Source organism: Rudaea sp., from assembly GCF_036560865.1.
Lineage (GTDB): Bacteria > Pseudomonadota > Gammaproteobacteria > Xanthomonadales > Rhodanobacteraceae > Rudaea.
In genome coordinates this window covers 1-21,355 of sequence record NZ_DATBQK010000006.1, presented here as the reverse complement: position 1 = coordinate 21,355, position 21,355 = coordinate 1, and the positions used below count along the sequence as shown (strand labels likewise).

The 21,355-nt window shown below is 62.6% G+C and carries 17 protein-coding genes; 11 read left to right on the top strand and 6 right to left on the bottom strand.

Annotation, left to right across the window (positions count from 1 at the left end; translation table 11 throughout):
- Both VIE67_RS00855 and VIE67_RS00850 read left to right on the top strand, forming a co-directional pair.
- Positions 1-651: choice-of-anchor Q domain-containing protein (locus VIE67_RS00855; protein WP_332022335.1), on the top strand; the 651-nt coding region annotated here is incomplete at its 5' end.
- Positions 652-783: 132 nt separating this feature from the next.
- A complete protein-coding gene (locus VIE67_RS00850) occupies positions 784-1,656 on the top strand; it encodes an SH3 domain-containing protein (protein WP_332022334.1) in 873 nt (290 codons plus the stop codon).
- Between the two features lie 69 nt (positions 1,657-1,725).
- On the opposite strand, the gene VIE67_RS00845 is transcribed toward VIE67_RS00850, so the two are convergent.
- Complete coding sequence (locus VIE67_RS00845; RefSeq protein WP_332022333.1) at positions 1,726-1,890, bottom strand: hypothetical protein; 165 nt, start codon at positions 1,888-1,890, stop codon at positions 1,726-1,728.
- Between the two features lie 179 nt (positions 1,891-2,069).
- Here VIE67_RS00845 and VIE67_RS00840 point away from each other — a divergent pair, with 179 nt between their 5' ends.
- Together VIE67_RS00840 and VIE67_RS00835 are read left to right on the top strand one after the other, a co-directional pair.
- Positions 2,070-7,031 (top strand): NAD-glutamate dehydrogenase, encoded by a 4,962-nt coding sequence (locus tag VIE67_RS00840; RefSeq protein WP_332022332.1) that lies wholly within the window; start codon positions 2,070-2,072, stop codon positions 7,029-7,031.
- A 104-nt stretch (positions 7,032-7,135) separates the two neighbouring features.
- The gene (locus VIE67_RS00835; protein WP_332022331.1) at positions 7,136-8,089 is read left to right on the top strand and encodes a hypothetical protein; all 954 of its coding nucleotides are present in this window, start codon (positions 7,136-7,138) and stop codon (positions 8,087-8,089) included.
- 345 nt (positions 8,090-8,434) lie between these two features.
- On the opposite strand, the gene VIE67_RS00830 is transcribed toward VIE67_RS00835, so the two are convergent.
- The 4 genes from VIE67_RS00830 to VIE67_RS00815 are packed head-to-tail and all read right to left on the bottom strand — an operon-like array spanning position 8,435 to position 12,525.
- On the bottom strand, positions 8,435-9,355 hold the full coding sequence (locus tag VIE67_RS00830) for an efflux RND transporter periplasmic adaptor subunit (RefSeq protein ID WP_332022330.1): 921 nt from the start codon (positions 9,353-9,355) through the stop codon (positions 8,435-8,437).
- Entirely contained in the window at positions 9,352-10,086 is a 735-nt protein-coding gene (locus VIE67_RS00825) for an ABC transporter ATP-binding protein (protein WP_332022329.1), read from the bottom strand. Before VIE67_RS00825 ends, VIE67_RS00830 begins: the two co-directional genes overlap by 4 nt.
- A gap of 4 nt (positions 10,087-10,090) precedes the next feature.
- Positions 10,091-11,224 carry an ABC transporter permease gene (locus VIE67_RS00820; protein ID WP_332022336.1) on the bottom strand — a complete coding sequence of 378 codons (1,134 nt, stop codon included), beginning with the start codon at positions 11,222-11,224 and terminating at the stop codon, positions 10,091-10,093.
- Positions 11,224-12,525, bottom strand: a complete 1,302-nt coding sequence (locus VIE67_RS00815; RefSeq protein WP_332022328.1) for a TolC family protein — start codon at positions 12,523-12,525, stop codon at positions 11,224-11,226. The genes VIE67_RS00820 and VIE67_RS00815 overlap by 1 nt, the downstream gene beginning before the upstream one ends.
- A 325-nt stretch (positions 12,526-12,850) precedes the next feature.
- Here VIE67_RS00815 and hslR point away from each other — a divergent pair, with 325 nt between their 5' ends.
- Positions 12,851-13,273: an Hsp15 family ribosome-associated heat shock protein gene (gene hslR, locus VIE67_RS00810; protein WP_332022327.1), complete on the top strand. Its 423-nt coding sequence runs from the start codon at positions 12,851-12,853 to the stop codon at positions 13,271-13,273.
- Between the two features lie 228 nt (positions 13,274-13,501).
- On the opposite strand, the gene mutS is transcribed toward hslR, so the two are convergent.
- Entirely contained in the window at positions 13,502-16,078 is a 2,577-nt protein-coding gene (mutS, locus tag VIE67_RS00805; protein WP_332022326.1) for a DNA mismatch repair protein MutS, read from the bottom strand.
- Positions 16,079-16,150: 72 nt separating this feature from the next.
- Here mutS and VIE67_RS00800 point away from each other — a divergent pair, with 72 nt between their 5' ends.
- The 6 genes from VIE67_RS00800 to alaS form a co-directional block, all read left to right on the top strand.
- Complete coding sequence (locus VIE67_RS00800) at positions 16,151-16,660, top strand: CinA family protein (RefSeq protein ID WP_332022325.1); 510 nt, start codon at positions 16,151-16,153, stop codon at positions 16,658-16,660.
- Positions 16,661-16,866: 206 nt separating this feature from the next.
- On the top strand, positions 16,867-17,907 hold the full coding sequence (gene recA / locus VIE67_RS00795) for a recombinase RecA (RefSeq protein WP_332022324.1): 1,041 nt from the start codon (positions 16,867-16,869) through the stop codon (positions 17,905-17,907).
- Positions 17,908-17,940: 33 nt separating this feature from the next.
- Positions 17,941-18,177 carry an addiction module protein gene (locus VIE67_RS00790; RefSeq protein ID WP_332022323.1) on the top strand — a complete coding sequence of 79 codons (237 nt, stop codon included), beginning with the start codon at positions 17,941-17,943 and terminating at the stop codon, positions 18,175-18,177.
- A complete protein-coding gene (locus VIE67_RS14735; RefSeq protein WP_414707235.1) occupies positions 18,167-18,475 on the top strand; it encodes a type II toxin-antitoxin system RelE/ParE family toxin in 309 nt (102 codons plus the stop codon). The genes VIE67_RS00790 and VIE67_RS14735 overlap by 11 nt, the downstream gene beginning before the upstream one ends.
- A complete protein-coding gene (locus VIE67_RS00785; protein ID WP_332022322.1) occupies positions 18,475-18,963 on the top strand; it encodes a regulatory protein RecX in 489 nt (162 codons plus the stop codon). The genes VIE67_RS14735 and VIE67_RS00785 overlap by 1 nt, the downstream gene beginning before the upstream one ends.
- Before the next feature lie 169 nt (positions 18,964-19,132).
- Positions 19,133-21,355: alanine--tRNA ligase (gene alaS, locus VIE67_RS00780; RefSeq protein WP_332022321.1), on the top strand; the 2,223-nt coding region annotated here is incomplete at its 3' end.

Below are 21,355 nucleotides of genomic sequence, written 5' to 3'. Positions count from 1 at the left end.
TTCAAGTCACTTGGAGGTAATGTTGCTACGGATTCGAGCTGCGGGTTCTCCGCCAGCACCGGCGACAAGATCGTGCAGGACGCCGGCCTTGGCACCTTCGACAATCACGGCGGTTTGATTCCGACGCAGGCATTGACTTACAGCAGCCCTGCTCGGGGCGCCGGCGTGGCGCAATACTGCGAAGCGGTCGATGCGCGCGGCTACACGCGCTCAGCGACGGGTTGCGATGCAGGCGCCTACGAATACGGCGGCGGAGCCGGCGCGCTGACCGCGAACGGCATGAACGGCGTCTACTACGACCCCAACGCGGGTGGTCACTACGTGTCGATCCAGCGCATCCATGACAACGGCGATATCTCGATACTCTGGAGTACGTTCGATCAAAGAGGCAATCAAGCTTGGATTTATGGCGTGGGTCAGCTCAGCGGCCAGCATATCCATGCGGCCATGTCGCAGAACGTCGGCGGTGTGCTGCAAGTCGGCGGCCCGGCTACGGGCTCGACGGTGCGTCCATGGGGCACGGTGGATATCGATCTGACCAGTTGTCTGCTGGCGCAATTCAACTATCAATCGAGCGTGGCCAATTTCGGCAGCGGTCAGTTTCCGCTGACGCGTCTGGCACTGGTGTCGGATTTCGGCTGCAGCAATTGAACAATCGACTTGCATGCAGTGTGTGAAGGTTTTGTTGCCTGCTGGCGCAACATTTCTTTACAAGTAATCGATTGCGGCTCATTCGTCGTGGGTGGAGAATCGAATCGATTTCGACATCCAGGGAGTAGATGTATGAAACGCTTGATGAGTTACGCGATTGCGTCTGCATTTTTGATTACTGCACCGGCCTTGGCGCTGGCCGACGAGGGCTATGTGACCGGCACGATGAACCTGCGCGCGGGGCCCGATGTCAGCTACCCGATCGTCGACACGATTCCGGCCGGTGAGCCCGTCTCCGTTCAGGGCTGCACCGAGGACTATGAATGGTGCGATGTGATCTGGGGTGAGGAACGCGGCTGGATTGCGGGCAATTACATCGAGTACGGCTACAACGATCAGCCGGTGTTGTTGTCGGGTTACGGTGCGGCGATCGGTATTCCCATCGTCACCTTCGTGATCGCCGATTACTGGGGCCGCTATTACCATAACCGCCCGTTCTGGGGGCAGCGCGAACGTTGGTACAATCGTCCTTACCAGCACCATGCGCCGCCGCGGGCGTTCAGCGGGCCGCTGCACGACTATCGCCGCGAGGGAGGCCACAGCCGCCAGGAATTTCGCGGGCGCGAACAAGTGCGCGGCAACGTGCGCGACGCGCCACATGCGAGCAGCGGTTATGCGCCGCATGCCGAACATCACGGTGCGCCGGCGCAATATCACAACAACGCGCCAGCCCAATACCACAACAACAACGCGCCAGCCCAGTACCACAACAACAATGCGCCGCAGTACCACAACAACAACGCGGCGCAGTATCACAACAACGCGCCGGTGAACCAGGGTCAGGTGAATCATGGCCCCGCAAATCATGCGCCCGCGAATCACGCGCCTGCCAATCATGCGCAGGTAAACCAGGCTCCGGCGAACGGTCATGGGCAGGCACCGGCTGCGCATAACCAGGGCCAGGGCCATCACGACGACAACAAGCACGACGACCACGGCCACTGAGTAAATCGGCGAGCATAGCCGCGCCTGAGCGCGGCTATGCGGCGGTGGGTGTCACCGTGACGCGCACCTTCAATTCGTGCTCGCCGCCGCCGAGGATGATGCCGCGCAACGGCGATACGTCGCCGTTGCGCGGCCCCAAGCCAAGGTGATGTGACCGAGGTCGGGCAGCACGTTGTTGGTCGGATCGAAATCGACCCAGCCGTTCTGCGCGGTATACCGGGCCCTCGCTTGCAAGATGTTCGATCGAGTAATTTTCGGCCCGACATTTCTCCGAAGGCGCGAGCGCATCTCCGCTCAATGCAACGACAATCGATTTGTGCGTTGCAACGTAAGCGTGGTGAAAAACGCCATGTCCAACGCTCTATAATTCGAGTTCTTCCGGCAGCAGCCGGGAAAATGGAAATCCCATCGCCATGAATGCGAAGCTCGTACCCGCCGATACCACCGTGGATTCAGTCCTGGCCGTGCTGCAACCGACATTGAGCGCAGCGCAGAATCAGGAGGCGCGCCTGTTCGTCAGCCACTTCTTCAAACGCGTGGCGGAAGACGACATCGCCGCGCGCCCGGCGGAAACCTGGGCGGCACTGCTGCGCGGCCTGCTCGATTTCGTGCGCGTGCGCAAACCCGGCCAGCCCGCGGTGCGCGTGTTCAATCCGACGCGCGACGACAACGGCTGGGAATCGACGCACACCGTGGTCGAGATCGTGACCGGGGATATGCCGTTCCTCGTCGATTCGGTCAGCATTGCCGCGCAGGCATCGAACCTGCTGCTGCACGGCGTGATCCATCCGGTGTATTTCATCGCGCGCGATCCGGGCGGGCATATGCTCAGCCTCGCGGTGGACGATGCGGGCAAGGGCAAATCTGCGCTGGCCGAATCGATCATGCATGTCGAAGTCGATCGCCTCGCGGAGCCGGCGGAACTGAAACACCTGCAGCAGGCGCTCGTCGCCTCCCTGCACGATGTCGCTTGCAGCGTCGAGGACTGGTCGGCGATGCGCGCGAAGATGCGCGAAATCGCCGAAAGCGTCGCCAGCAAGAAACTGCCGTTGTCCGCCGAAGGCGTGGCCGAGACGCAGGAATTTCTGCGCTGGGCCGCGGAAGATCATTTCACCTTCCTTGGTTATCGCGAATATCGCGTGGTCGAGGTCGGCGGCGACGAAGTGTTGCAGGCGGTGGAAAAAACCGGCCTGGGCATACTGCGCAAGTCCGAGCGTTCGGTTGCGCCGCGCTCGCTCAAGTCGCTGGTCGCGCACGACCTGCGCGTGTCGGGCAAGGCCGACGCGATCATCCTGACCAAGACCAACGCACGTTCGACGGTGCATCGTCCGGGCCACATGGACTACATCGGCGTGCTCGAATTCAACGCAGCCGGCACGCCGACGGTCGAGCATCGTTTTCTCGGCCTGTTCACGCAGGGTGCGTACACGCGGCGGCCGTGGGAGATTCCGCTGGTGCGGCAGAAGTACGATGCGGTGATGAAGCGCTCGGGCTTGCGCCGCGATTCGCATTCGGGCAAGACCCTGCGCAATATCCTGGAAACGCTGCCGCGCGACGAGTTGTTCCAGTCCGGCGAGGACGAACTGTTCGCGACCGCGAGCGGGATCATGCACCTGCAGGGCCGCGCGCGCTCGCGCCTGTTCGTGCGCCGCGACAAGTACGGACGCTTTTTCTCCTGCCTCGTCTTCATTCCGCGCGACCGCTTCACCTCCGACGTGCGTGCGCGCATCGAGACTTTGCTCAAGCGTGCATTCCACGGCGAGAAACTCGATTCGGCGATCCTGCTCGGCGAATCCGCGCTGGCGCGCCTGCACCTGATCATTCGTCCGAAACCCGGCGACAAGCCGCAGTACGACGTGACCGAGCTGGAAACCAAGATCAGCCAGATCGTGCGCAACTGGCACGACGAGTTGCGCGACATCCTGCTGCAGAAGCACGGCGAGGAAAAAGGCGGCAAGCTCGCCAGCCGATTTGGCAAGGCCCTGCCGGCCGGGTATATCGAGGAAATCACGCCGCATGTTGCCGCAGCCGACGTGGAAAGTGCGGCGAGCCTCAAGGACGCCAACGACATTCGCATCTCGTTGTACCGGTCGCGCACCAAGGGCAACGATCTGCGCTTCAAGCTGTTTCGCTACGGCACGCCGATCAGCTTGTCCGAAGCGTTGCCGATGCTCGAGAACATGGGCCTGAAGATCCTGTCCGAGCACCCGTACGAGATGGACCTGGGCGACTCGACGATCGTGGTCCAGGATTTCGATGTGGACGATGCGCTCATGTCCCACTTCGACATCGACCAGATCAAGGACGCGTTCGCGATGAGCTTCGAGCGCATCTGGCGCGGGCAAGCCGAGAACGACGGCTTCAACAAACTGATCATGAGCGCCAATATCGACTGGCGCCAGGTGGCGGTGCTGCGCGGTCTGTGCAAATACCTGCTGCAGACCGGCGTGCCGTTCTCGCAGGTGTACATGGAAGAGACGCTCAACCGCTATCCGCTGATCGCGGGTCTGCTGGTCGAGTTGTTCGAGGCGAAGTTCGATCCGACGCGCGAGACGCTGAGCAAGAGTGCGCTCGATCATGCCAGGAAGCGCCTGCAGAAGGAGCTCGAAACCCTGCTGCCGGAGTCGATGGACAAACATCACGGCGTGATCGTCGACGAGCTGGTGAAGGCGCGCGGCGGGGCGCGTGAGGTGCAATATCAGGCGACGGTCGCGGCGATCAAGCTGATGCTCGATCAGGTCGCCAGCCTCGACGAGGATCGCATCCTGCGCGCCTATCTGGGGCTGATCGGCGCAATGTTGCGCACGAGCTACTTCCAGACGCCGGGCGGCAAGCATCGCGAATACATCGCGTTCAAGTTCGATCCCGCGCGCGTGACGGATCTGCCCAAGCCGCGCCCGTATCGCGAAATTTTCGTTTACGCGCCGCGCGTCGAGGGTGTGCATCTGCGCTTTGGTCCCGTCGCGCGCGGCGGCTTGCGCTGGTCGGACCGGCGCGAGGACTTCCGTACCGAAGTGCTCGGCCTCGTCAAGGCGCAGATGGTCAAGAACACGGTCATCGTGCCGGTCGGTTCCAAGGGCGGCTTCTTCGTCAAGCGTCCGCCGCTCGGCGGCGACCGCGATGCGCAGCTCGCCGAGGGCGTGGCCTGCTATCGGCTGTTCATCAACGGCCTGCTCGATATCACCGACAATCTCGTCGAAGGCAAGGTGGTCAACCCGCAGAACTGCGTGCGCCACGATGCCGACGATCCGTATCTGGTCGTCGCCGCGGACAAGGGCACGGCGACGTTCTCGGATATCGCCAATGCGATCTCGGGCGAGCACGACTACTGGCTTGGCGATGCGTTCGCCTCTGGCGGTTCGGTCGGCTACGACCACAAGGGCATGGGCATCACCGCGAAAGGCGCCTGGGAATCGGTCAAGCGCCATTTCCGCGCGCTGGGCCGCGATTGCCAGACCGAGGACTTCACCTGCGTCGGCATCGGCGACATGTCGGGCGACGTGTTCGGCAACGGCATGCTGCTGTCGAAACATATCCGCCTCATAGCCGCGTTCGATCACCGGCATATTTTTCTCGACCCGAATCCTGCCGTCGCCAAGTCGTTCGCTGAGCGCGAGCGCATGTTTCGCGTGCCGCGCTCGTCGTGGGCCGATTACAACTCGGACTTGATCAGTACTGGCGGCGGAATTTTCCCGCGCAGCGCGAAATCGATTGCGATCACAGCCGAAGTGCGCGCATCGCTCGGCATCGAGGACGGCATCGAGGCGCTGTCGCCGAACGATCTGATGCGCGCGATCCTGAAAGCGCCGGTCGACCTGCTGTGGAACGGCGGTATCGGCACTTACGTGAAATCCGAAAACGAAACCAACGCCGACGCCGGCGATCGCGCCAACAATGCGATCCGCGTCAACGGCAAGGAGCTGCGCTGCAAACTGGTGGGCGAGGGCGGCAATCTCGGCTGCACCCAGCGCGGGCGCATCGAGGCGGCCCTCAATGGCGTGCTGCTCAACACCGACTTTATCGACAACTCGGCTGGCGTGGATACCTCCGATCACGAGGTCAATATCAAGATCCTGCTCAACGACGCGGTGCAGCGCGGCGAGCTGAGCATGGACGCGCGCAATGTGCAGCTCGCGGCGATGACCGACGAAGTCGAACGCCTCGTGCTGGCCGACAATTACCGCCAGAACCAGGCGATCAGCCTGATGGAGCGCATGTCCGTGTCGCGCCTGGGCTCCAAGCAGCATTTCGTGCGCACGCTCGAAGCGCAGGGTCTGCTCGACCGTCAGATCGAGTTCCTGCCGTCGGAGGCAGAGTTCGCCGAGCGCAAGGCGCGCGGCCTCGGTCTCACGCGCCCCGAACTGTGTATACTTTTATCCTATTCCAAGATTGTACTTTTCCAGCAGCTGCTCGATTCGGACGTGCCGGAAGATGCGTACCTTTCCAAGGAACTGCGCCGCTACTTTCCGCTGCCGCTGCAGGAAAAATACGCCGCGCACATGGAGCGCCATCGCCTGAAACGGGAGATCATCGCCACCGCGGTGACCAATTCGATGGTCAACCGCATGGGCGCGACCTTCGTCCTGCGCATGGGCGAGGACACCGGCAAGACGCCGCCGCAGGTCGCGCGCGCCTTCAACATCGCGCGCGAAGTGTTCGACGCGCGCGCGATGTGGACGCAGATCGAGGCGCTCGACGGCAAGGTCAACAGCAACGCGCAGATCGACGCGCTGCTGGTGATCTGGCAATGCCTGCGCGGCACGACGCGCTGGCTGCTCAACCACGCCGAGGAATCGCTCGATATCGCCGGCGCCGTGGCGAAGTACCACGACGGCATGCGCGAACTGCGCAAGCAGTTGCACCAGGTCGTCACACCAAGCGAGCGCGCGATCTACGACGGCGAGCTGCATCGCTGGAAGAACGCCGGCTTCCCTGACGCGCTCTGCGACGAGCTGGCCGGTCTGCGCACGCCGGGTTCGGGTCTCGACATCATCCACGTGGCGACCGACCACAAGCTCAAGATCGCCGCCGCGGCCGAGGTTTATTTCGGTCTTGGCGAATCCTTGAACCTCAATTGGCTGATGCAGAAGATCGAGGATCTACCGGTCGAATCGCAATGGCACGCGCAGGCGCGTGGCGGCTTGCGCGACGAGCTCTACGCGCAGCACCGTGCGCTCACGGCGCAGATCCTCGAAGGCGGCGGCAAGGGCAAAGGTGCCGAGCTGGTCAGCGCATGGCTCAACCGCGACGATCCATCGCTCAAGTTCACCCTGGCGATGTTCGCCGACATGCGCTCGCAGGTGGTGACCGATTACCCGATCGTCTCGGTGGCCGTGCGCCGGCTCGCGCAGTTTGTGCAGGTGGGAGCCGCTTAGCCGAGTCCACTTGGCTCGACTACCGATAATTCGCGTCTCCCAAAGTCAAGCTCGCCGCACCAACTGGTGCATGATTGTGAAGTAGCTGCCTGTGGAGGTGAACGATGGCGCGCAAAGCGAAAACAACGGCTGCGACGGTTGGGAAAAAGATCGCCAATGCGGTTATTGCACGGCGCAAGTTTGCGTTGGCGCGCCGCGCGAAAGTCCTTGCTGCTCATCCTGCACGGATGGAACTGAAGGTGCAGGCGGTCAATGCGCAGGGCCAGGAAACATTGGGCAGTTCGCAAACGATTGGCCACCTCGTCGCGGCGGGCGATTCCTGGTTCGACTATCCGTTTCACGACGTGCTCAAGCTATTGGACGACGAATACGGCTACAACATCGAATCTTCTTCGCACGCCGGCGACCCGATGGAGGCGATGGCATACAACCAAGGTGGGCAACTGGACAAGCTGGCGCGCTGCTTTGAGAAAGTGGCCGCGCAAGGCGCGATTCCCAAAGCGGTGCTGCTTTCCGGCGGCGGCGATGATATCGCGGGGGACGAGTTCGGCATGTTGTTGAACAATGCGAACTCAAAGATTGTCGGTTGGAACGACGAAGTGGTCGACGGTGTGATCAACAAGCGCATTGCGACAGCGTACAGAGCGATGCTCGATGCGATCACGAGCCTGAGCCAGCACTATGCCGGGAAAACCCTGCCGATCCTGATTCACGGATACGACTATGCCGTGCCCGATGGACGCGGCTTTCTCGGCGGCTGGTGGATACTGCCCGGCCCGTGGCTGCAACCGGGTTTTGCGGAAAAGCAGTTCGCCGATCTCGTGCAGAACACGCGGATGATTCAGGATGTCATCGACCGGTTCAACGGCATGCTGCAGGCGCTGGTCAGCGAATCAGCCTATAGCCATGTGCACTACATCGACCTGAGGCACACGCTTTCCAATTCGCTGACTGGGAATGCCTACAAAACATGGTGGGCAAACGAACTGCACCCGGAAGAGAAAGGGTTCGAGGCCGTGACCGCCAAGTTTGCGGCCGTGCTTGGTGGATTGAGCTGACCGAAGCAAATGCGCTTTGCGCTATGCAGCGGCATCCTCGTCGGTTTTCAGATGCTCGGCGGAGTCCCATTTTCAACTTGACCTTGGTCATGGCTGTGTTTCCCTGTCGGTTTCCAGATCGCTTTTCCTTCCCCTGCGCAGCGGGGGAAGGTGCCGAAGGCGGAAGGGGGCGCTCTGGTTCTTGACCGGGCATAGAAAGCGCCCCCATCAGCCCTGCGGGCAGCTTCCCCCGCTGCGCAGGGGAAGCGACGGCATGGGTTCTGCGCTCTGAATTATTCAACGATAAGTTTTTCAGCACCACAAAGATGACGGGGGAGAAATCCATGTCGCCTCGTTATCCCAAACCTATTTCGCCTGCGGCAAAAACCGTACCTGTACACGTTGGCCGACCTTGAGATCGGAATTGGTCAGTTCCAGGATGCACTCGACGTCGCGCGTGTCGGTTGCTTCCTGACTGCTCTCGGTCAGCTTGCTCGGGCCGAACACTTCGCCGATGCGCATGACCTTCGCCGGGTAGATTTTCGCGCTGTCGACCTCGGAATAGACTTCCGCGCTCATGCCAGGACTGACCTTGGCGACGAAGCCTTCGTTGAGTTCGGCACGCACGATGCGCGGCGTGTCGGGCAGCAACTCGACCAAGTCGAGCGATGCCTGTGCGGAGACGACGTCGCCGATATGCGTGTTGCGCGCGACGATGTGGCCGGCAACGGGTGTACGCAGCGTGCGCGCTTCGACTTCGAAAACGGCCTGGCGGATTTTCTGCTTCGCCGCTTCGATGCCGGTATCGGCGACCGCGATTTCGGCGTTGAGTTCGGCCAGCGCCTGTTTGACGTCGTCCGCCGATTGCCCGCTCGCCGCGCCCGCCTGACTGGCTTCGAGCACGCGCGCGGCGCGTTGTTTCAGGCCCGGCAGCTTGGCGCGCAGCAGCGCGGCCTGGGCGTTTGCCGCATCGAGGTCGGCTTTGGCCAGATCGGCCGCGATCTGCGCCTGTTTGGTGTCGAGCACGACAAGCACATCGCCGGCTTTCACCGCGCCGCCGACATCGCCGTGCAGCTCGGTGACGACGCCGTCGCGCGCTGCGGCGACATGCACGAGGCCGCCTTCGACATCGACTTTGCCGCGCGCGATCGCGACGAAATTTTGCGTCGTCGATGCTGCGGAGCCTGGCGGAGTTGCGGAGGGGTTTTTGCCGCACGCGGCGAGCAGCAGCAACGCCACTCCGGCGAAAACCGGAATGATGAGCCTGGCTTGGTCAAATCCAATCATGTTGTGCCTTCCGCGCTGGATGTGGTTGTCGGTTGCGCCACCTTACCTGTTTGCGCAATATCGCTGAGAATACGCCCATCGGCCATCGTGATGATGCGGTCGGCGTCGGCAGAGAGGCGCACGTCGTGGCTGACGCAGACCACGGTTGCGCCGTACACACGTGCGACGCGATGCAGCGCGTCGATCACATTCTTGCCGTTGACCGAATCGAGCGCGCTGGTCGGTTCGTCGGCAAACAGAAATTGCGGTTTTTTCGCCAGCGCACGCGCGATCGCGATGCGCTGTTTTTCGCCGCCGGACAGCTCGATCGGACGCAGATGCGCGCGCGAGGCCAGGCCCACTTCCTCGAGCGAGGCCAGCGCCTGATTGCGCACGACGTGTTTGGGCAGACCGAGGTAATCCAGCGGCAGCATCACCTGTTCGAGCGCGCTCAACGCGGGAAAGAGATTGAAGCCCTGGAACACGAAACCGGTGTGTTCGAGGCGGAATTTCTCCAGGTCCGCGCGCGATTTCTTCCACAAGTCCTCGCCGAGCGCGGAAACGTTGCCGCCGTCGGGCTTGAGCAGGCCGCTCAGGATCGCCAGGAGTGTACTTTTGCCCGAGCCCGACGGGCCCAGCACGAGGGTCAGCTCGCGCTGTTCCAGGCTCATGCTCAGCCCCTGCAAGACGCGTGTCTCGACGCGGCCGTTGGTGTAGGCCTTGGTGATGGATTCGGCGACCAGTGCAGTCACGAGGTCACCGCAGCAGGTTCGCAGGTTCGAGTTCGTTGATGGCGCCGACCGCGAGCAGACCCGAGATCAGCGCGATCGTCATGACCAGCAGTCCGCAGGCGATACCCGCGGTCAGATCGAAGGTGATCGGCACGTCCTGTCCGCTCGCCAGCAGGGCCAGGGTCAGGCTGACGAGGCCGCCGATCACGATGCCGATCGTGCCGACCCAGAATGCCTGCTCGAGGATCACGCGGCGCAGCGCGGCCAGGCCCGCACCGAGAGCATTCAGCATCGCGTATTCGCGCACCGAGCTGGCGACCGCGGCGAACAGCGTCTGGCTGGTGATCACCACGCCGACGATGAACACGACCAGCGCGAGGAAAAGAAAACCGAGGCCAGCGCCGGTTTCGAACATCCAGTAAGTCGCCGCGTTGTAGGCGAACTCGGCGTGCGTCCACACGGTGAAGCGGTGGCTGGCGCCGACCTTGGCCAGACGGTCGCGCACCGCTTCGACGTTCGCGCCGGGAGCGAGCCGCGCGATGTAGTAGGCGATCTTGTCGCGGTCGGCCGGGTCGCCCACGAGCAGGCGTGCGGTGGCGATCGAAGTGACGATGTTGACGCCGCCGAGCGTGCGCAGTCCGTTGCCGGCGGCGACGATCTTGACCCGATGGCCGTTGAGCATCGCCGTACCGCCGATATCGAGGCCAAGCTTGGGCAGGTCGGCCGCGTCGACGATCACGCTCGATGGTTCGAGCAGAGCCGCACGCTGCTGCATGCTCAGCGCGTGCGCGAACATCATGCCATTGGGCGCCGGATCGATGCCCGAGACGAACACCGACACGCTGCCGCGCTCGGCCGGTCCGCGCCAGTCGCCATCGATCCACTGGAACGGTTCGACCTGCACGACCGCCGGATCCATGCGCAGCCACACTTCCGTATCGCGCGGGATCGGCCGGCCGAGTTCGACGGTTTGCGTGCCCGGATAGCCGGCCCAGATATCGCCGCCGGATTTGCTCACATACACGCCGGCGCTGGAGAAAATGCCGAACATCAGCGCGGTCATCATCAGCAGCAGCAGACCGGAAAACGCGACCGCAAGCGCGGCCGGCAGGAACTTGCGCCACTCGTAGATCAAGGTCTTGCGGGCCAGCGCGACGATCATTTCGGCGCCTTGAGTGGCGGGATCGCGCCGCCGAAGGCCTTGTACAGCGCGATGAAGCTCAAGGCGCGGTCGCGCAGCACCAGGCTCTGCTGCAGATGCGCCTGGGCGAGCGCGAGATTCGCCGTCGCCGTATCGAGGCCGTCGCCGAGGCCGATGCGTTGCAGGGTCTGCGCGGATAGCGCGCCGTGCTCGTTCAAGGCCAGGGATTTCTGCGCATTTTCCACAAGTAAACTTTTTGCATCGAACTGGGCGAGCGCGGTCTGCGCCTCGGCGACGCTTTCGAGCACGGCTTCGCGGTAGGCGAGCACGGCTGCGGACAAGGCCGCCTCGCGCGCGTTGACCACGGCACGGCGTGCACCCCAGTCGACGATCGGAATCGTGACCATCGGACCGAGCAGAGGCACCGCCTTATCCGGGCGGTCCAGATCGCCGGTGACGCTGGTCGACGAGATCAAGGTGCCGATGATGCCGAGCTTGGGGTACATGTCGGCGCGCGCGATACCGAGGTCGCCCGCGGCATGCAGCACATTCTGTTCGGCGCGGCGGATTTCCGGACGCGTGCGCAACAGGTCGGCCGGGGTCTGGCTGACATCGAGCGGTGGCAGACGCGGCTGCGCGCTGGTGTCGTGCAGAGCCGGGTCGGGCGAGTTGGTGCCGAGCAGCACGGCGAGCGCCTGTCCGGTTTGCATGATGGTGAGCGCGGGTTCGCTCGCATCGCTCAACGCCTGTTGCAGATCGACTTGCGCGCGGTCGACTTCGAGCGCCGAGGCCATGCGCGTGCGCAGGCGTATCTGCGCCAGCTCGACCTGCTTGCGCCGCAACGCAACGAGGTCGTCGAGAACCCGCCCACGTGCCTGTGCTGCACGCAGTTCAACGTAGTTCTTCGCGACTTCGGCGATTACCGAGACGCGCGCGGCAGCCTCGTCGACGATCGCGGTATTCAGATCGGACAGGGCCATGCGTGAGCTGGCCCGCGAGCGGCCGAAAAAGCCGAACTCCCAGGTCGAATCGAAGCCCATCTCCAGATAGCCGGTCGAGCCACCCGGCGACGTTTCTTCGTAGATGCGGAAATTGAGATTGGGCCAGAACTCGCTGCGTGCACGATGGCGCAGGCTGCGCGCGGCGCGTAACCGCTCGCCCGCGATCTGGATGCCGAGATTGTCGTGCAGGGCGTGCTCGATCAGTTGGTTGAGCGTGGCGTCGTCGAATGCATGCCACCAGTTCTGCAGATCGGGCTGCAGGAGGCCCGGGGCTGCCGGTGCGCCGTTTTGCCACGTGGCAGGGACGTCGTTTGGCAAATCGGGCACCTTCGTATGGGTCGAAGCGCATGCCGCGAAAAGCGCAAGACTCCCTGCCAAGGCCGTACTGCGCAGCATCGACGAAGCGATCGGGCGCACCGAGAGGGTGCCGAGCGATTTTATGAACGTCTTGCGGCAACGCCGATCAGCACAGGTCATTCGGCTATTTTTGCATTTGCGCGCGGGATTTTCGACCCATGCGGGTTTTGGGCGCTTTGCCGGTTGAAATCTTGAGATATGGAAACCCCTTCGCCGCAAGCGTAACGTGGGCTGTGGGCCGGGTCGAATGGCCAACGCGATTGGCGTCCGGAGCATTGAATTGGTTGTGAAATCGGAAGTTTCGAATTCAAGCAGCAGCCCCGACGGCGCAGTGCGGCTGGATGTCTGGCTATGGGCCGCGCGCTTCTTCAAGACGCGTTCGCTGGCCAAGCACGCGGTCGAGGGTGGCAAGGTCGAGGTCAACCAGGGGACAGGCAAGCCGGCGAGGCCCGTGCATGTCGGCGACCGATTGCGCATCTCTCGTGGCGAGGAGCGCTTCGAGATCGACGTGATTGCGCTCAGCGAGCAACGCGGGTCGGGCGCGGCTGCGCAGAATCTCTATCGGGAAACCGAAGCCAGCCGCACGAGCCGTGAAGCGTCGGCCGAGCAGCGCCGCATGGAGCGCGCCGGCTATTCGAAGCCGCCGACCAAACCGGACAAACGCGCGCGGCGCCTGATCCGGCTGCTCGGCGATATCGATGCGTACTAGTGCGCCCCTCCGCAAACAACTTCTACACGCGAAGCTCAGTTCTATTCCCTTCTCCCGCTGGCGGCGACCACAGGGAGTGCACGGCTGAGAAGGTGCCGAAGGCGGATGAGGGTGGTGTGGGGAGCGCGCACCGCTCGATGTTGCGCCACCCTCACCCGGCGCGCTACGCGCCGACCTCTCCCGCCAGCGGGAGAGGTGAGCCGGCAACGCGACACTATGCACAAACCGCTACAGAAGATGCTTCAAGCGATACAGCAGGTCCAATGCGGCGCGTGGCGTCAATGCGTCGACATCGATATCGCGCAGCGCGTCCTCGACTGGGCTGGCCTTTTCGAACAGGCCGAGCTGCGGCGAGGCTTCCGTTGCGGGGGCCGAGGATGAGCGCTGCCCACTCGCTTCGAGCACGCGCAGGTATCGACTCGCGTCGGCAATGACGGCCTTGGGCACGCCGGCCAGCGCGGCGACATGCAGGCCGAAGCTGCGGTTGGCGGGGCCTTCCTTGACCGCATGCATGAAGACGAGCTGATCGCCGTATTCGATCGCGTCGAGATGCACGTTGGCGATACCGTCATAGCGCGTGGCGAGATCGGTGAGCTCGAAGTAATGTGTCGCAAACAAGGTGAATGCGCGATTCTGCGTCGCCAGTTGCACCGCGCAGGCCTGCGCAAGCGCGAGGCCGTCGTAGGTCGAGGTGCCGCGGCCGACTTCGTCCATCAGCACCAGACTGTACTTTGTCGCATTGTGCAGAATGTTCGCGGTTTCGCTCATCTCGACCATGAACGTCGATTGCCCGCGCGCGAGATCGTCGCCCGCGCCGATGCGGGTGAAGATGCGGTCGATCGGGCCGATGATCGCCGCATCCGCCGGCACGAAGCTGCCGATATGCGCGAGCAGCACGATCAGCGCGGCCTGGCGCATGTAGGTCGACTTTCCTCCCATGTTCGGACCGGTGATGATCAGCATGCGGCGCCCGCCTTGTTCAGACGTGTCATCAAGAATCAGATCGTTCGGCTCGAATGGATCGCTGCGCACCTGTTCGACGACTGGATGGCGGCCGCGCGCGATCTGGATCCCGGCGGTTTCCGCCAGCTGCGGAGCCTTCCAGTTCAACGTGTCGGCGCGTTCGGCCAGATTGGCGAGCACGTCGAGTTCGGCCACCGCAGTCGCGGCCTGGCGCAGTGCGCTGAGACGCTCGATCAGGAAATCGAGCAACGCCTCGTAGAGCGCGCGCTCGCGCATCAGGGAGCGCTCGCGCGCCGACAGCACCTTGTCCTCGAATGCTTTCAATTCCTCGGTGATGTATCTTTCTGCACTTTTCAGCGTTTGCCGCCTTGTATAGTGAGTCGGCGCCTTGTCGGACTGGCCCTTGCTGATCTCGATGTAATAGCCGTGCACGCTGTTGTAGCCGACCTTCAGGGTCGCGATGCCGGTCGCGGCTCTTTCGCGTTCTTCGAGATCGATCAGGAATTGGTCGGCATTGGTCGACAGCGTGCGCAATTCATCCAGTTCCGCATCGAAGCCGGCGCGGATCACGCCGCCGTCGCGCAGCAGGGCAGGCGGTTGTTCGAGTACGACAGCGGCGAGGTGCCGCGCCGTTTCGCGATGCTCTCCGAGTTGGTCGAGCAGGCGTGAGAGCAGTGGGCTGTCGCAGCCGACAACAGCCGCGCGCAGCGCAGGCGTGGTAGCGAGACCGTCGCGCAACGTGGACAGGTCGCGTGGCCGCGCCGAGCGCAGGGCCACGCGCGCGAGGATGCGCTCGAGGTCGCCAATACCGCGCAGCACCTCGCGCAGGTTCTCAAAACGGCGTTGTTCGATCAGGCTTTCGATCGCCTGGTAGCGCAGGCGCAGGATGTCGCGATTGCGCAGCGGGCGGTGCAGCCAGCGGCGCAGTGCGCGCGCGCCCATCGGCGTGATCGTGGAATCGAGTACGCCGAGCAGGGTGTGTTCCTGGCGTCCACTCGGGTGCGTGTCGAGTTCGAGATTGCGCCGCGTCGCCGCGTCGAGCGCGACGGTTTCGCCCGGATTCTCGACCGCAAGCCCAGACAGATGTGGTAGCGCGGACTTCTGTGTTTCCTCGACGTAGCCCAGCAGGCTGCCCGCAGCAGCGATCGCCAGCGGCATGTTCTCGCAGCCATATCCTGACAGATCGCGCACGCCGAAGAATTTCGTCAGCTGGCGCTGTGCGGTTTCCGCATCGAAATGCCACGGCGCGCGTTTGCGCAGGCCGGCCAGACCGGAGACAAGCTGCGGCCACGCCACATCCTCGCTGACCAGGGTTTCGGCGGGCGCGAGGCGCGCGAGCTCCGAGGCGAGCTGTTCGGCGTCGACCACTTCGCCGAGCAGGAAACGCCCGCTTGTTAGATCGATCCATGCGAGTCCGTATCCACTCTTGCCTGCGGCGATGGCGAGCAGCAGATTGTCGCGGCGTTCCTCGAGTAAGGCCTCGTCGGTCACCGTGCCCGGCGTGATGATGCGCACGACCCGACGCTCGACCAGGCCTTTCGCCAGCGCCGGATCGCCGATCTGTTCGCAGATCGCGACCGACTCGCCGAGCTTCACCAGCTTGGCCAGATAGCCCTCGACCGCGTGATATGGCACGCCGGCCATCGGAATCGGCGCACCGGCCGACGCGCCGCGCTGGGTCAGGGTGATATCGAGCAAACGCGCGGCCTTGCGCGCATCGTCGTAGAACAGTTCGTAGAAATCGCCCATGCGGAAAAGCAGCAGCGTTTCCGGATGCTCGGCCTTGGCGCTCAGGTATTGGCGCATCAATGGCGTGTGGGAGGCGAGATCGTCGCGATTCATCTTTGCGCGGAGAGGGAAAATCGGTTAGAAGGATTCGACTGAAGCAAGGCACGCATTGTAGTGGAGTTAGCCATGTCCTCGTCCGCCGTCGCCACCGATCATGATTTGAACCTGCTCGCGCAGACGATCGCGGCGATTTTCAGCCAACGCGGCGCAACCCTTATTGCAGCGGAGTCGTGCACCGGCGGCTGGATTGCGAAAACGCTGACCGATATCGCCGGTTCGTCGGCATGGTTCGAATGCGGCGTCGTCGCCTACAGCTACGAAGCCAAGGAGGCGTTGCTCGGCGTGCGTCCGGAGACGCTCGAACTGCATGGCGCGGTGAGCAAGGAGACAGTGACGGAAATGGTCGCCGGCGCGCTGGCGCGCTTCGGTGCGACTGTGGCGGTCGCCGTGACCGGCATTGCCGGGCCGAGCGGTGGTACCCACGACAAGCCGGTTGGCACCGTGTGGATCGGCTGGAAGCGGCGTGGTGGCTATGCGCAGACGCAAGTCTTCCATTTCGACGGCGATCGCGAAGCGGTGCGCCGGCAGACCGTCGCCGCGGCACTGCGCGGTGTAGAGAAAATTCTTACAAGCTGACGCGTCGATTGTCCGATGCGGGAGCGGGTGGGGTGTGGGATAATTTGCCCGTCCAATCAGAATCAAAACCGCCTTCACTTGGCGCGCGCGCCGACCCCGATTCAAGTCCGGGCGGGCTCTGCCGGCAGGAAGTGTTCAAGCATCGCAATCCGTGAGACGGATACCAGCCAATCTCACGTCCACTCGCATACTTTGAGGTAGCAGCAATGGATGACAACAAGCGCAAGGCCCTTTCCGCCGCTCTCGGCCAGATCGAAAAACAGTTCGGCAAAGGCGCCGTGATGCGCATGGGCGATCGCGCGGTCGATGTGATCGAGTCGATTCCTACCGGATCGCTGATGCTCGATATCGCGCTGGGCATCGGCGGCCTGCCGCGCGGACGCGTGGTCGAAATCTATGGGCCGGAAGCCTCGGGCAAGACCACGCTCACGCTGCAGGTCATCGCACAGGCGCAGAAGCTGGGCGGCGCCTGCGCCTTTATCGATGCGGAGCATGCGCTGGATCCGACCTACGCGGAGAAACTCGGCGTGAAGGTCGACGATCTGCTGCTGTCTCAGCCCGACACCGGCGAGCAGGCGCTGGAAATCGCCGACATGCTGGTGCGTTCGAGCGCCGTGGATGTGGTTGTGATCGACTCCGTCGCCGCGCTCACGCCGCGTGCGGAAATCGAGGGCGAAATGGGCGATCAGTTGCCAGGCCTGCAGGCGCGCCTGATGTCGCAGGCGCTGCGTAAACTGACCGGCAATATCAAGCGCTCCAATACGATGGTGATCTTCATCAACCAGTTGCGCATGAAGATCGGCGTGATGATGCCTGGCCAGAGTCCGGAGGTGACCACCGGCGGCAATGCGCTGAAGTTCTATGCCTCGGTGCGCCTCGACATCCGCCGCATCGGCGCGGTGAAGAAGGGCGAGGAAATCATCGGCAACCAGACGAAGATCAAGGTGGTCAAGAACAAGCTCGCGCCGCCGTTCAAGCAGGTCATCACCGAGATTCTCTACGGCGAGGGCATCTCGCGCGAAGGCGAACTGATCGACATGGGCAGCGAGCACAAGATCGTGGAAAAATCCGGCGCTTGGTACAGCTACGGCGGCGAACGCATCGGCCAGGGCAAGGACAATGCGCGCCAGTATCTGAAAGACAATCCGACCGCCGCCAAGGAAATCGAGGACAAGCTGCGTGCCGCGCTGGCGCCGAAGGCGACCGCCGCTGCCGCGCCGCAGGCAGAGGAGCTGGAGGAGGTTTAAGCTAGCAACTGCTTACAAGACGGAGCTATTTCCATGGCTGCCAGCGTGACTGAACTCTTTGTCGAAGCCTCAGAGCTTGCCGAATCGGATCGGGCGGCCTTGGCTGGGTTGCTTCTCGAAAGCCTTGAATCGCCACCCGAAGTTGGAATCGAGGCGGCGTGGGTGGAAGAGGTGGAGCGCCGCGTCAAGCAGATTGAGTTGGGCGAAGTCGAAGCCGTTTCCTGGGAGGAAGTCCGCGAACGATTGCGGACTCGGTTGCGTGGGAACTAGGCGTGTCGAATTTCACCCAAGCGCCGCAGAAGAGATCGAACGTGCACGAGCGTGGTATGCAACACGAAATCCAATCGCCGCTCATGCTTTTGTGGTTGAGCTGGAACAATCGGTCAAGCGCATAGGCGAATCGCCTGAAACCTGGCCGAAATACATCGCCGAAACGCGACGATATTCGTTCCCGCGTTTTCCTTTCAGCTTGATCTATCGATTGCAATCGATTGCAGGCAGAAGCGATCGTTGTAGTCGCAGTCAGTCATCATCGTCGCAGGCCCGGGTATTGGGGTTTACGCGTTGATGAGTAAATCCGACCGGAAGGATAGAGGCGATGCGTACAACAGGGCGCTTGCCCTTCTCGTGCGTCGCGAGCATTCTGCGCGCGAACTGAAATCCAAGCTCGCCCAGCGTGGTCTCGACGTGGACGAGTCAGCCGCGGCACTGGCCAAGCTGCAATCGAAGGATTTCCAGAGCGATGCCCGCTTCGGCGAGATGCTGGTGCGCACGCGGCTCGAAGGTGGCTACGGTGCGCGCTGGATCGTCGCCGAGTTGCGCACGCATGGCATCGATGAGAGCAGGGCGCATGCGCTGATCGAAGAAGCCAGGCCCGATTGGCCGGATCTGATCCGCCGCCAACTGCGCCGCCGCTATGGCACAAAGCGTTCCAAGGACTTCGTCGAGCGCAATAAACGTGCGGCCTTCCTCTTGCGTCGCGGTTTCGACGCCGCAGCTGTTAAACTTGTCATCGACGAGAGCGGCATGGCCGAATCAGTAGACGAAGTCGATTGATGCTCGACGGCGCGTGGCGCGATCCGATCGTCTTTTTGTCCGTCATCCCGGCGAAAGCCGGGATCCAGTTCCCCAAAGCAGAATAAGACACTGGATTCCGGCTTTCGCCGGAATGACGATTCTTGTGGTGTTTTGTGTATTTGCACTAGTCACGTGTCGTAAAAGACCGATGAAAACCAGTTCCGAAATCCGCCAGACCTTTCTCGACTTCTTCAAGGCCAAGGGCCACACCATCGTGCCGTCGGCGCCACTGGTGCCCGGCAACGACCCGACCCTGTTGTTTACCAACTCGGGCATGGTGCAGTTCAAGAACGTGTTTCTCGGCAGCGAGAAGCTGTCCTATGTGCGCGCCGCCGATGTGCAGCGCTGCCTGCGCGCGGGCGGCAAACACAACGATCTGGATTCGGTCGGCTACACCGCGCGCCATCACACGTTTTTCGAGATGCTCGGCAACTGGTCGTTCGGCGACTATTTCAAGCGCGAGGCAATCCTCTGGGCCTGGGAATTGCTGAGCGATGTATTCAAGCTGCCGAAGGATCGGTTGCTTGTCACCGTGTATCACACCGACGACGAAGCCTTCGATCTGTGGCACAAGGAAATCGGTCTGCCGGTCGAACGCATCATCCGCATCGGCGACAACAAGGGCGCGCCGTACGCATCGGACAATTTCTGGCAGATGGCCGACACCGGGCCGTGCGGACCGTGCACGGAGATTTTCTACGACCACGGTTCCGATATCGCCGGCGGCCCGCCGGGATCGCCGGACGAGGACGGCGATCGCTATATCGAAATCTGGAATCTCGTATTCATGCAATTCGATCGCGCGGGCGATGGCACGCTGTCGAATTTGCCCGCGCCCTGCGTCGATACCGGCATGGGCCTGGAGCGTCTCGCGGCGATCCTGCAGCATGTGCACAGCAACTATGAAATCGATCTGTTCCAGCATTTGATCAAGGTCGCGGGCAAGCTGACCAACACGACCGATCTGGAAAACAAATCGCTGCGCGTGATTGCCGATCATATCCGCGCCTGCAGTTTCCTGATCGTCGACGGCGTGCTGCCATCGAACGAAGGTCGCGGTTATGTGCTGCGCCGGATCATCCGCCGCGCCTTGCGCCACGGTTACATGTTGGGGCAGAAACAGCCGTTCTTCTATAAGTTGGTCGATGCGCTCGTCGCCGAAATGGGGCAGGCCTATCCCGAACTTGCCGCGAAACGCGACACGGTCGAGAAGGCGCTGAAGGCTGAAGAAGAACGTTTCGGCGAGACGCTAGAAAACGGAATGAAGATATTCGAAGGAGCGACTAGCAATCTCGTTCCGCGCACTGAATTCCAGAAATCGCTTGAGCCTGAAGAAGGTTATCCCGACACCGAGCGTCCGCATGAGTCTACGATTAGCGCTGATGTCGTATTCAAGCTCTACGATACCTTTGGCTTTCCTTACGACCTCACGGCGGATCTAGCCCGCGAGCGTGGATTTCGTTTGGATCGCCCTGGGTTTGTCCAATTGATGGAGAAGCAGCGCGCACGCGCACGCGCGGCGAGCCAATTCGAGTCGAAGGGTACGTTGTCGGCGGACGTCGTGCAGAAACTGCCGCAGACGCAATTCCTCGGCTATGACACGCTCGCTGCCGATGGTTTGAAACTCGTTGCGATCGTGCGCGGCGACCGCACGGTCGATGAACTCGGCGATGGCGAAGACGCCACGCTGATCCTCGAACGCACACCGTTCTACGCCGAATCCGGTGGCCAGGTTGGCGATACCGGCGTGCTGAGTTCGGCCGACGGCAAGTTCGCGGTGCGCGACACAGTCAAACTTGCCGGCGCCTATCACGGCCATGTCGGCCACTGGAGCGGCAAGTCGCTCAAAGTCGGTGCGACGCTGCGTGGCGAGGTCGATGGATCGCGTCGCCAGGCGATCGTGCTCAATCATTCGGCCACGCATCTGCTGCACGCGGCCTTGCGTCAGGTACTTGGCGAGCACGTCACGCAGAAAGGCTCGCTGGTCGCGCCCGATCGTCTGCGTTTCGATTTCTCGCATTTCGCGCCGGTGACGCGCGATGGATTGCAACGCATCGAGGATATCGTCAACGACGAAGTCCGCCGCAACGTTGCCGCGGATGTGCGCCTGATGGCTTACAAGGATGCGATCGAATTCGGCGCGATGGCCCTGTTCGGCGAGAAGTACGGCGATGAAGTGCGCGTGCTCAAGATGGGCGACTTTTCCACCGAGCTATGCGGTGGCACGCACGTCGGCCGCACCGGCGACATTGGCCTGTTCAAGATCGTCAGCGAAGGCGGCGTCGCCGCGGGCATCCGCCGCATCGAGGCGCTGACTGGCGCGGGCGCGCTTGCCTATGTCAGCGCGGAAGAGACCAAGCTCGACCAGGTT

Excerpts from the sequence above, each read along its gene's own strand:
- VIE67_RS00850 (WP_332022334.1), top strand. The coding sequence starts at position 784 with ATGAAACGCTTGATGAGTTACGCGATTGCGTCTGCATTTTTGATTACT.
- VIE67_RS00840 (WP_332022332.1), top strand. The coding sequence starts at position 2,070 with ATGAATGCGAAGCTCGTACCCGCCGATACCACCGTGGATTCAGTCCTG.
- VIE67_RS00835 (WP_332022331.1), top strand. The coding sequence starts at position 7,136 with ATGGCGCGCAAAGCGAAAACAACGGCTGCGACGGTTGGGAAAAAGATC.
- VIE67_RS00830 (WP_332022330.1), bottom strand. The coding sequence starts at position 9,355 with ATGATTGGATTTGACCAAGCCAGGCTCATCATTCCGGTTTTCGCCGGA.
- mutS (WP_332022326.1), bottom strand. The coding sequence starts at position 16,078 with ATGAATCGCGACGATCTCGCCTCCCACACGCCATTGATGCGCCAATAC.
- VIE67_RS00800 (WP_332022325.1), top strand. The coding sequence starts at position 16,151 with ATGTCCTCGTCCGCCGTCGCCACCGATCATGATTTGAACCTGCTCGCG.
- recA (WP_332022324.1), top strand. The coding sequence starts at position 16,867 with ATGGATGACAACAAGCGCAAGGCCCTTTCCGCCGCTCTCGGCCAGATC.
- VIE67_RS00790 (WP_332022323.1), top strand. The coding sequence starts at position 17,941 with ATGGCTGCCAGCGTGACTGAACTCTTTGTCGAAGCCTCAGAGCTTGCC.
- VIE67_RS00785 (WP_332022322.1), top strand. The coding sequence starts at position 18,475 with ATGAGTAAATCCGACCGGAAGGATAGAGGCGATGCGTACAACAGGGCG.